Origin of the sequence: Phormidium sp. CCY1219, assembly GCF_035615515.1 — a bacterium.
Classification (GTDB): Bacteria; Cyanobacteriota; Cyanobacteriia; order Cyanobacteriales; family Laspinemataceae; genus CCY1219.
On sequence record NZ_JAJENT010000804.1, the window covers coordinates 1 to 11950 of the forward strand.

General features: G+C 48.7%; 10 protein-coding genes. 1 reads left to right on the forward strand and 9 read right to left on the reverse strand.

Features of this window, described 5'->3' with window-relative positions; genetic code table 11:
• Positions 1–209: 209 nt before the first annotated feature.
• From LKK83_RS24800 to LKK83_RS24825, 6 genes are all read right to left on the reverse strand, one after another.
• Positions 210–857, reverse strand: coding sequence for a GNAT family N-acetyltransferase (locus tag LKK83_RS24800; protein WP_324634111.1), 648 nt, complete (start codon positions 855–857; stop codon positions 210–212).
• 67 nt (positions 858–924) lie between these two features.
• A complete protein-coding gene (locus tag LKK83_RS24805) occupies positions 925–2142 on the reverse strand; it encodes a DUF790 family protein (protein ID WP_324634112.1) in 1218 nt (405 codons plus the stop codon).
• A 78-nt stretch (positions 2143–2220) separates the two neighbouring features.
• A complete protein-coding gene (locus LKK83_RS24810) occupies positions 2221–2637 on the reverse strand; it encodes a secondary thiamine-phosphate synthase enzyme YjbQ (protein ID WP_324634113.1) in 417 nt (138 codons plus the stop codon).
• Positions 2638–2741: 104 nt separating this feature from the next.
• Positions 2742–4907, reverse strand: a complete 2166-nt coding sequence (locus LKK83_RS24815) for a tetratricopeptide repeat protein (RefSeq protein WP_324634114.1) — start codon at positions 4905–4907, stop codon at positions 2742–2744.
• A gap of 11 nt (positions 4908–4918) precedes the next feature.
• Complete coding sequence (locus tag LKK83_RS24820) at positions 4919–6571, reverse strand: DEAD/DEAH box helicase (RefSeq protein ID WP_324634115.1); 1653 nt, start codon at positions 6569–6571, stop codon at positions 4919–4921.
• 140 nt (positions 6572–6711) lie between these two features.
• On the reverse strand, positions 6712–7146 hold the full coding sequence (locus LKK83_RS24825; protein WP_324634116.1) for a DUF29 family protein: 435 nt from the start codon (positions 7144–7146) through the stop codon (positions 6712–6714).
• Between the two features lie 51 nt (positions 7147–7197).
• Here LKK83_RS24825 and LKK83_RS24830 point away from each other — a divergent pair, with 51 nt between their 5' ends.
• Entirely contained in the window at positions 7198–7404 is a 207-nt protein-coding gene (locus LKK83_RS24830) for a hypothetical protein (RefSeq protein WP_324634117.1), read from the forward strand.
• Positions 7405–7766: 362 nt separating this feature from the next.
• On the opposite strand, the gene glsA is transcribed toward LKK83_RS24830, so the two are convergent.
• From glsA to LKK83_RS24845, 3 genes are all read right to left on the reverse strand, one after another.
• Positions 7767–9815 (reverse strand): glutaminase A, encoded by a 2049-nt coding sequence (gene glsA / locus LKK83_RS24835; protein ID WP_324634118.1) that lies wholly within the window; start codon positions 9813–9815, stop codon positions 7767–7769.
• Between the two features lie 319 nt (positions 9816–10134).
• Complete coding sequence (psbA, locus tag LKK83_RS24840; RefSeq protein WP_324634119.1) at positions 10135–11238, reverse strand: photosystem II q(b) protein; 1104 nt, start codon at positions 11236–11238, stop codon at positions 10135–10137.
• A 511-nt stretch (positions 11239–11749) separates the two neighbouring features.
• Positions 11750–11950 (reverse strand): HNH endonuclease (locus LKK83_RS24845; protein ID WP_324634120.1); only part of this gene is annotated, 201 nt, incomplete at its 5' end.

Here is an 11950-nt window from a genome sequence, read left to right on the forward strand (position 1 = left end):
CCAGTATCCAAGCAGCAAAGCGCTCTGGGTATTTTTCTGCCAGAAATTTGCACAAGTTATCATAAGCCATAGCGATTGGGTTGAAATGGCCTATACTCTATCGTACTTCTGTTTGCTTAAGAACCATGTTAATTGTACCATATTTAATAGAGAAGTATTGAAATGAGTTAGGAGCGATCGCTGTTGCCAGTTGAAGCAGGATATCCCGTTTAAATTAACTCCACAGAATCCGGAACCTGATGAATAAAAGACTTTAACAGCGCATCTCCCGCGTCGCGATCGTAAACTTCCCCATATATCTGCTGAATGAGTTGTTTCACCAGACTGCCCGGTAATTGGCCTCCGGGGTACTCGGGCAGCATCATTAATAGCATCTCTATCGACACATTTCCCGAGAAAGGAGGCAATTGATAGGGGACATTTTTGAGAATTTTTGCCCCTAGTCGTTGATAGAACTTCACCCGCCTTTTTCTGTCTGTTTGATTTTCTCCAGAAGCGGGATGCTCGACTTCAATGAGTAAGTATTTGTTAATATTCGCCAGGTTTTGTAAAATTTCTCCCATGAATTGACCGCCAATTCCTCGACCTCGGTAGGCTTTGTCAGTTCCCAGATAGTCCAGCAATACAAAGTCAGTATTTTTCAAAGGGTATAACAACGCAATGCAAACCACTTTGTTTTCCAGTTTGCCGATTAGCCATTGGTAAAGCTGCTTTTTAAGTCGGTTTTTAACTACTGCTGTCGGTTGTCTTTCGCTAGCTGGAAAAGCATGTAAATAGATTTGCAAAGCTCCTTCAAAATCCGGATGTTTCACCTCGGGCAATTCCATAATTTGTAAGTTCGTATTATCCGATACCATGACATTTAAAAATCAATAACTCTAAACTACAAAAAAGTGATTCGTGGCGCGTCAGGCGCAACGCTTTTTAGTCCTCCAAAACGGCTAACACCTGCTTCGGTTGCAACTTTTCTTTAAACCAAACAATGGGTACGGAAACAGTTTTGACATTGACCCCAGCTTTTTCCAAGTTTAACCGTTCGGAAACGGCTAAGATTAAATCGTGGCGTTGTGCTTTTCTGGCTTGGGCGAATTTCTTTTGCAAATACTCGGAACGCCAATAGCCGACAATTTCGAGTAAATAGGTGCGTCCGTCGGGATGAACTAAGCGAAAATCGGGAATAATGACGCTACCGGGAATTGGAATTAAATCCACTTCGCGTTCTAATTTCCACTCGGTTTTTGTGGATGCCCAGCGCTTGGCAAAGGAAGCTTCTAACATGCTATCATAAGGTTTGCCGGGAGGATAGTGACTGACTAATCCACAATCGGAATTGAGGCTAAATCGTCCAGTTTTCCAGTTCCCCGTATAAGTATCGCGACTTTGCAAGGTGGCGTGCAAACTCCATTTGGTGACATGCAGCAATGCAGGGAGCATTTTAGCCAGGGCCAATCCGTAACGGGTACTGGGTTTAAACAAGCTAGTAGGACCATCAATGGTGATGGTAAAGCCGCGATCGGCGTCGCCTTCGATGTAGGCCATCAGTTGAAATAATTTTAAATAGCGAAATAACAGTTTATACTCACCAGGATCGTTGCGATGGGCGTTGATTTGGATGTGCGTGGCGCGATAAAATACGCCTTGCACTTGGGAGAGATTATACCGATGCAGCAGCGCTTCGGGCGTCGGCGCGTCAAATTCGGTGAGGATTTTATTCTCGTTTAGATCGGCATAAATTCCGGCTTGTATCTGGGCGGGAATGACTTCTCGTTCTAATTCTTGGCTGAGTTCGGTGGCGAGTTTTTCCAGGGTACGTTGGGTGGATGATGTGCTGGGGACGGTTTGCGCGGACTGAGTAAAAACGCGCTGGCGCAATGCGATCGGATCGAGAGGCGAAACCACTTCAAAGGTGCTTAAGTTGCTTTTGAGAATGTGGGCGAGTCCGCGTTTGATGCGGTAGTCGGTTCCCTCGCCTTCGATGTCTTGTAATTGGCGATCGAGTTCGCCTTGGGTGCGCCCTTGGGCTTGTTGAAAACAGTCTATCAATTCAGCAGCGATCGCCAGATTTGTGCGATTTATATCCAATCGTTTCGGAACAATTGTTTCCCCATTTTGGCGGTAACTGAGCAAGTCGGATGGTAACATACTTTTTCCTCATTAATTCCCGTTTAAATTAGCCCGCGCAGGCGGGCTTTGCTAAATTACTGCAACTTATAATTGCCGCTATTCTCCATAAATCGTCACCTTGATTTTGCGATTCCTGGGTTTTACATCGCATTCAAGGTGAAAAATTTGTTGCCAGGTGCCTAACTCTAACTTCCCATTTTGTACGGGTACGGTAAGCGAAGGTCCCAACCAGGTGCCTTGTAAGTGGGAATGTCCATTCCCATCATGCCAGGTTTGTTCGTGACCGTAATCTCGACTGGGGGGAATCAGTTTATTGAGAATTTCCGGCAGGTCTTGCTGCAGTCCGGGTTCAAATTCAATCGTACCGATCGCGGCGGTACTGCCAATATTAAAAATATTAACCATTCCAACTTGAATGCCGGATTTTTTGACAATTGTATTCACGGAATCGGTGACGTCGTGCATATCGCCGTTACCCTCGGTTGCAAGGGTGATGTAATCCTGATGAACCATAATCCGATTTGCGTTAAAGGTTTCTCTTTCCTAAGATAGCGAATAAACTCAGCCCAGGCAATCACCTGGGCTGAAATTTTTATAAAATTCCCCGATCGCCGATTTTACCGATAACAGCTTAGTCGCTGGCGCAAGCGATCGCGGGTGGCGGTTTCTTCTAACGCTGCAGCGACTTCCAAGGCGCGGTTATCCCGTCCGAGTCGTGCATATTTGAGGGCAATTTCCTCATAAAAGCTCCCTCGGTCTTCCGGATCTTCTATCTCGGTGGATTGCAAGATATTCCCCTCAGCATCCATCTGCACTTTAAACACCAACATATTCGATTCCGGACCGGGAACCCTGCGCGCCACTTGAAAAGCAATATCCAACATGTCTAACGCCCGATTTGTTTTCCCAGATCGAATCGCGTTATCGGCAATATCTAACAACAGCCTCACCTTTGGCTGCGGTTGTGCAAACGCCTCCATCGCTCGAAATGCAGCCGCTTCTTCGCCTGCTGCTAAATAAGTTGTGACCAACTCTCTTAACGCTGTATCTTGAAACGATTTATCTGCTATTGATTTGGCAATTCTCTCGGCCAAATCGTATTCTTTGGCTTGCAAATAGCGCTGAAAAACGGTTGTCCAAATATACGAACCGTCCCCTACATTGTTTTTGGCAAACTCTAGGGCTTGGGAAAATAATTCTTCGGCTTTGGTTGGCTGTCCGATTTGGGCATATGCGAGGGCGATCGCCGCCAGTAGGTCGAATTTTGCATCGGGCAATTCCAGGGCATTTGCTGTTTCTATTCCTTGCTGCAATAACTCGCCAGCCCGTTGGGTTTCCCCGCCATTTTGATACTCAACCGCCAGTGCAGCTAAGTTACTCGGTAGGATTTCAGCAGCTTCCACGGCGATATTATATTCCCCATTTTCTGCGGCGTTGATAGCAATTTCTTGCAACAGGATTCTTTGTCTCTCCACCGATTCTATCTGTTGCGCCCCCTGAATCGCCGCTGGGTACAGTTGCCACTTCAAGTATTCGGGAACTATCTCCTGGAGCAGAAATGATTGCTGATAACTGTCTGAAATAGCAGCCACTGATTCGAGGGCATTAATCGCCAGTTGAAGGGCTTTCTGGCGTTCTCCTATTTTAGCATAAAAAACGGCAATTTTCCCCAGGTTTTTTGCTTTGATATCGGCAAAATTTATCGATTCGGTGAGAGTCACTGCCCGATCGCGGTATCCGGATTTGGCATATTGCAGGGCAATTTTCGCGATCGCCCTGCTTTGGGTGTGACTATCTTCAATAGTTTGGGCAACCTGTAGCCCCCTTGCCAAAATATCCCCTATTTTCTCATCCGATTCTCCGGCTTTTTGCCCTGCATCGGCAATCTCGGCGAGGGCATCGGCTTTTCGATCGACAAGTGCGATCGCTTCGGCAATTTGTAAGGCGGATTTCAGCTTTCCTTGCTTGGCACATTCCAGGGCAATTTCGGCATAAGTCTCGCTTTGATAATTCTCATCTGCAATATCTCTGGCAATCTCCAGTGCCCGCTCAAATTCTCCAATTTTGGCAAAATAAACCGCAATTGGTTGGAAAACCGAGGCTTTGCGAAAGGAATTGGGATAATTCACCAACTGCGCTTGTCGCAAAGATTCAAAGAGGATTTCAGACGCCGATTCAAATCGAGCGATCGCAATATAAGCGCGGGCAATTTCGCTGAGTGCTTTGGCTTTAAACTCGCTCCCGCGAATGCCAATTTCGCTTTGCCGAGCTTGTGAGAGTATATCCGCAGCGCGATCGCCCTCTCCCATTTGGGCGTACCAGCCGGCGATCGCCGCTAAGGAGCGCGTTTTCACAACGCTATGTTCTGCATCTAAACCTTGCGCCACCTGCAAGGCATATGCCAGCACAGCAGGCGCTTTCTCGGGTTGTCCCGTTGCCACAAATTGAGTGACAGTTTGTTCCACCAAACTCGGTTGACCCTGGAACCCATTGACGAGTTCGGCGAATATACTCGCTTTATTCCCATCATTGGGCAACCGCTGCATCAAGCGCAACCCTTGACTGAGTAATTCGGCAGCTTCTTCTATGTTACCAGCATTGGCAGTTTGTTGCAGGCGATCGCGCAATTCAAACAATTGGCTATCCACCATTTGAGCTTGTTCCAAGGCACAGTCAATCGGTTCTTGACCGCGCACCGCACTGCTGATGGGCGTGAAAGCGGCGATCGCAACAATGCCTGCTAACCCACTGCTAATTAGCGACAATCGAGAAAATTTCATCATTATTTTAACCCCTAGGTTCGATCCGGTTTAGAATTAGACTCAGAATCCTTTGGGGTTGTTCCCTCCTCTTGATTCTCCTGACTTCTATCTCCTTCCGGATTCTCCCGATATTTAGACTCCGAATCGTTCCATTTTTTCCCTGACTCCGCAGCGCGTTTGCTGCTGCGTTTTTCCACCCCATAAATCGGTTTTTGCGGCGGTAAACTGGGGGAAGATGAACCCGGTAAAACCTCCAGATTCGCAGATTTGCGCTGCGGCTTTTTCACGGGCTTTTGTTTTTGCGGTTTGGGTCGTTTTGTGGCGGCGCGTCTGCGCTTTGATGTACCTTCTTCTGCCGTATCTTCGGCAACCACTTCATACAAAATTGCCCGTTTATTTTTGTCGGTTCCTTTTCGCAAAAGCCTTCCTAAGCGTTGAATGTACTCCCGTGCCGAACCAGTGCCCGAGAGCAAAATGGCCACGCGGGCATCGGGGACGTCTACGCCTTCATTTAAGACATGAGAAGCGACTATGGTGTTGTATTCTCCACTTTTAAACCGTTGGAGAATTTCATGCCGTTCTTTCACCGGCGTTTGATGGGTGAGGGCGGGAATTAAAAAGTCTTGAGAAATGCGATAAACCGTGGCATTATCTGCGGTAAAGATTAAGAGTCGCTCGGGGTAATGTTGGGCGAGTAAGTCGGCGAGAACGCGCATTTTACCATCGGTCCCCAGGGCGATTTCTTTGGCTTCTCGGTGTGCTAACATGGCGCGTCGGCCCGCCTGCGATCGCGCGGAAGCTCTGACGAATTTTTGCCACCCTTTAATGCCACGAAGGGAGATTTTTGAGGCGTTTAAAAAATCGTTGCGGGTTGTCATTAATTGATTGTAGCGATCGCGCTCTATTTTGGAGAGCTTCACCTTAATTTGGACGATTTCATGGTCTGCTAGTGCGCCGCCTGCCAGTTCCTCTGCCGTTTTGCGATATACTTGTGGACCGATTAACCCATTGAGATCCGCATGTCTGCCATCGGAGCGCTCTGGCGTAGCGGTCAAACCCAGTCGATAGGGGGCGATGGAGTATTCGGCGATCGCGCGATTAAAATCTGTGGGCAAGTGATGGCACTCGTCAAACACGATGAAAGCATAGCGATTGCCCAAGGTTTCTGCATGAATCGCGGCACTGTCATACGTAGCTACCAAAATCGGGCTTTTATCCCGCGACCCTCCACCTAACAATCCTACCTCTACATCGGGAAATGCCGCATCTAAGTGAGCGTACCACTGATGCATCAAATCCAGTGTCGGCACCACGATTAGGGTAGTGCGCGGGGTCGCCTGCATTGCCAATTGCGCCAAATAGGTTTTTCCCGCCGCCGTGGGCAACACCACCACTCCCCAACGCCCCCCATGCTTCCACGCCGTTAGTGCTTCCTGCTGGTGCGGATAGGGTGGCATTTCAACCCTGGGAACCAATTCTAGGGGTTCAAACCCTTTCGCCTCGTCGATAAAATCGCTGTTTTCCGCTCTCAGCGCTTCGATCAAGGGACGATAGTAAATTGCCGGAATGCGGAACTTTTCCACGCGATCGTCCCAGGTAGCAAAGTCAATCCAAGCTTTGCCTCGCGGTGGTGGATGTAGCAACAAGGTGCCTCGGTCAAAGGTAATTGTCGGTGTGCGACCCATCAGTTTCTCGACTCTTCTATTCCTCCACTATTATAAAATATTTTTGCTCGGTTTTATCGCCGTCTTGATTTATTCAGGACTCCCACACCACCTTACAGTTTTTGTAAAATATTTTGCCTCGGTTTCATCGCGGTCTTGATTTATTCCGATCGCTCTGGCATAATTAACCCGAGGGCGCGATGGATGATTTCTTCTCGATTAACCATTTGTTCTAATTCGTGGCTTTCATAGCGTCCCTCTTGCACTTCTAAAGAGGCTTCATCAATTGCATTTAGATAGGCTTCTTCCAGAGTTTCTAGCAACTCGTCATCGGTTAAATAATAACCTCCCGCTTTCCGGCGTTTGTTTTCTCGTTGAATTTCCCGCACTGAATTGCGAATCGAGACCTCCCAAGAACGAGTCGTTCGATTTTCGGCTTGCTGTTTAATCAGATGCAGCAGCAGAATGACGGCATAGCTGCGAATCGTCTTGATGATGTCTTTGAGTCCCATTTCTTCGAGTTCTTCAACAATAGCTAAGGAGCCTTTTATGTCGCCTTGCAGGAGCTTTTGTTTCAGGTCGAATAGTTCTTCCATAATAGTCGCGTTTTCTGGGGCATTTTTGAGGAGTGATGGAGGCGATCGCCGATGCCGTTGACAAAGACTCCCTCACCCAAGTTTCGGCGAAAGATTCGCTACTGGATTGAAAGGTTCTACTTGACTCATTTTACCCGATCGCAGTTTGAAAATGCGGTTGAAGGTGCAAGGGTCTCCCTCACACCTCCGGGCAAGACTTTTATCCCTCGCCCGGTGCGATCGGGGGGACGACGGGAATCAACTGGGAAAATCGATTAAAATCTTGGACATTAGATTAAAATCCTGGACATTTCGGGAATACTGGCATAGACCAAAATATTGGTATCGAGAAACACGGCTTTGGAGCCATTATTCATACATGTCCTCCCGTCTCAAAGACAGGTTAGCCGGCCAAGATCCAACATCGATCGCTTTCATATTATCCCTCGCTTTGTCATTCTTTTACCCCTATTATAGCTATTGTTTGCCCATAGTTTCTCGGGGAAAAAGCAGGTGGCGATCGCGATCGCAATGACACTCACGTGTAGAGTGGAAAATTCCTCCTAGCGCAGGTTGGAAAAGCAAAATAAAGCGCCTGCGGATGCAGGCGGAGTTTCGATAACCGCAGGGATGTAGGGGGGTTATTTTCGCGTCCACTTTCGCAACATATCAATCGAGGTGAGGGGATCGAAAATATGCAGCCCAAAGCGCTCGGAAAGTTCCTGAAACACTTTAATCCCGCGCACGCTATTGCCGCGTTTGTCTAACGGAGGGGAGAAAACGGCAATTCCCATCTGTCCGGGAACCACAGCAATAATGCCGCCACCGACGCCACTTTTTGCCGGAATTCCTACTTTATACATCCATTCCCCGGCAAAATCATACATGCCGCAAGTACACATAACGCTCAGCAAATCTCGCACGTATTGGGCTTTAATTGCTCTTGTCCCTGTAAGAGGGTTGATGCCGGTGTTGGCAAGGGTTGCGCCCATCATGGCCAAATCGCGAGCGTTCACAATAGCAGAACAGTGTTCTAGGTAGAGGTCGAGGGTTTGACGGAGGTCGCCTTCGAGCATTCCGAAATGTCGCAGCAGGTAAGCGGTGGCCCAAGAGCGATCGCCGCAGGTTTGTTCGGAAACCAAGGTTGGGGTATCCACAAACACTTCATGGCCGACATACTTTTTATACATTTGCAGCACGCGAATCAGCCGTTGAGCGGGGCCACCGCCATGAATCAAGCTGCTGGTAGCGAGCGCACCGGCGTTGACCATCGGATTGTAAGGTCGCTTGGAACGTTCCTCCACCTTCAGAATAGAATCGTAAGCGTCTCCGGTGGGTTCCACATCCACTTTACTCAGCACGTAATCGCGACCGCGATCCTCCAGGGCCATCCCGTACACAAACACCTTGGAGATAGACTGAATCAAAAAAGGCCGCTCGAAATCGCCCACGGCATAAATATCCCCCTCCACCGTCACCGCACAAATGCCAAACCAATCGCGCTCGATATCCACCAAACCCGGTTCGCTCACATAGATGCGACCGTCGCGCAGGGGCAGATATTTCTCATGTAGCGCTTTCAAAAACTCCTGAAATGGAGAACTCACTAACTGTAGGCGCTCCATCGCCTCAGCCTCTTTCAGGGTTGCTTCGCTTTCTGCCGGTGAGGGGGAACCACTCCGCATGTACTCGGACACCAAGCGATCGCTGGGGATTTCCTCAGCATCTGCACTCCCTTGCAATTCACTCGGCGACTCCCGAGAAATTCCCTGAAAAATATGCAGATTCAACTGGTACGAGAGTTCCTCGCACACTTTCACCCCGCGCACGCTCTTATTGCGCTCGTTCAGGGGCGGCGAAAACACCGCAATCCCCATTTTATTCGGCACCACTGCCAAAATTGCCCCCGCCAGACCGCTTTTGGCGGGCAACCCCACCTGATACGCCCACTGTCCGGAAAAGTCGTACATCCCGCAGGTGTACATGACGCTGAGCAGGTTTTTCACCGACTCGGGGGCGATCGCCCGCTCTTTCGTCAGGGGATTCTCACCGCCATTCGCCAATGTTGCCGCCATCACCGCCAAGTCTTTGCAGTGAACCGAGAGGGAACATTGGTAACAATATAAATCCAGAACCTCCTCAATATCTCCCTCAATCGTGCCAAAAGTCAGCATCAAATATGCCATTGCCCGATTCAGGTTATTGTTGTGATTCTTCGAGGTATAAACCCTCGGATCGATGTCTACCGGGCGACCCACATACCGGGCAAACATCTCCAACAACCGCGCTTTGCGATCGCCGAGGGTTTTCCCCTTAATCAAACTGGTAGTGGCGATCGCCCCCGCATTCACCATTGGATTGTAATCGCGCTCGGCAATTTCCTCATGCTCTAAAATCGAATTGTACGCTTCCCCGGTTGGTTCCACCCCGACTTTAGTTAACACATACTCTTGGCCCCAGTCTTCTAGAGCTTGTCCGTACACGAACGGTTTCGAGATCGACTGAACCGAAAACAGGCGATCGCTATCCCCCACCTCGTAAACCTTTCCATCTACCGTCACCACACAGATCCCGAACCAATTGGGATTCGCTTGCGCCAATTCCGGGAGAAAATCCGCCACTTTCCCCTCGTCCAAATCGCGATACTTGCGATGCAAATCCTCTAGCAACGCTTGCGATGGTAATCCCACCGTTTCAAAGGGATCCCTTAATGGTCTTAACTCATCCGGGTTGTTCATCTTTTTGTCACTTGCCAGCAGGTCTTAGTATCCAAACAATTAAGCGGTTATATTGTATTAATTATCACAAACCACTCCTGCAAACTCCTCGCTTCACCCTTTTCTTGTCCGAGATTCCTCAACCCCCTGAGTTCCGTCACCACTCCTTGCAGAAACTCCCCTTCCCTATCCCCCCATCTGCGATCGCCCAATACCCCCCGTTCGTTCTTCAAACCAAAAAAAGCGTCCCTATCAAAGGAACGCTTTTCATTCAACTCTTGCTGAGATAACTCTAACTTTCTACGCTAGAAATCGAAGGAACATCGAAGCTTACTGGCACGGATTCACCACCGGCGAGAATCAGGGGGAAATTGTGTGCGTTCGGTTCGTGCATCGCTTGGATGCCTAGATTCGCTCGATTCAGAATATCGGCATCGGTGCGGATCGTATGACCGGCACTATCGAGAATGGAGTGATTGAAGTTAAACCCATTTAAGTTAAAGGACATCACGCCAATGCCGAGGGTCGCAAACCAAATCCCAATCGTCGGTAATGCCGCAATTAAGAAGTGGATCGAACGGCTATTTTTCAAACCCCATTCCGGAATCGTTAAGCGACCTAAGAAGCCGTAGTGTCCCGCAAACAGGTTGTAGGTGGTTTCTTCTTGGCCGAATTTATATCCATGATTGGTCGATTCTAAATAGGTGGTTTCTCGAACTAAGGTAGAAGCCACTAAGGAACCGTGCAAGGAACTGAGTAAGGCACCGCCAAAAATCCCGGCAACACCCAGCATGTGGAACGGATGCATCAGAATACTATGATCCGCTTGGAAGCCTAACATATAGTGGAAGGTGCCGGAAATTCCCAGGGGCATGCCTTCGGAAAAGCTTCCTTGACCGATGGGATAAATTAGGAAAATTGCCGTCGCCGCCGCCGCCGGGGCCGAATAGGCGATCGCAATCCACGGACGCATTCCTAACCGATAGCTCAGTTCCCACAGTCGTCCCAGGTAGCACCATACCCCAATCAAGAAGTGCAGCACGATGAACTGATACGGACCGCCGTTATACAGCCATTCGTTGATATTCGCCGCATCCCAAATTGGATATAAGTGCAAGCCCACGGCTGCAGAAGTGGGTACCACCCCAGCGGTAATCGGATTGTTTCCGGCTAAAATCGAACCGGCGATCGGTTCGCGAATCCCCTCCATATCTACGCCTGGAGCGGCAATAAAGGCGATGATAAAACAGGTGGCAGCGGCTAATAACGTCGGAATCATCAGCACGCCAAACCAACCGATATAAATCCGATTTTCCGTACTGGTAATCCAGTCGCAAAATCGATCCCATAAACTGGCAATATTGAATTCAGGTCTCTGTTGAGTGATGGTACTCATTTGCCATCCTCCTTTTGATAGATTTCATCGGAATTGCTCGGGAACCAATGGCCTCTTGAGTTTCTCTACTCTCATTGGGCACAAACATAGTCGATCCCAGCTTTTCTTGTCTGAATGCTTGTTATTTGTCGGTTCTCTTTGCCAAACCAACGGGTTGAGTTGCTTTTTATTTTCCAACTCATTTTCTATTGTAAACGAACCCGGAGAAACTGTCAACTCATTAATATTTTCTTAACAAGTTGGTCACATTTCTTTTAGCCAGATCCTCCCGATGTTTGACCTCTCGGAGCAAGGGCGAAATCTAACTTCAACTTTCTCTACAACTCTCTACATTTGGTTAAAGTTCTTAACACGTTGGCAAAAAGTCGGCGGAAGGTTGAAGGAGTCGTCGATGGATCCACGAGCGGGGATACATCCCTTCCGGTTCTCCCGGGATGGCGAGTCTCTCTGACTTGCCTTCCGGGTGACGCCGCGATCGCCCCCCTTCCAGTTTTCGCTCCTCAAAGTTAAACTAAGCAATTCCGTCACCAGAACTACTCGTCTCCAAAACCGGACTTGAGACTTTCACCTCATCCGGGGACTCAACAACTTGGCCTTTGTCATAAGTACCGAGGCTACCATCGGTGGCAGTCTTTACATCGTGGCAATGTCTATGGAGAAGTTGGAGGTTTTTGTATTCATCCTTTCCACCTAGGGTTTCTGGGATGATGTG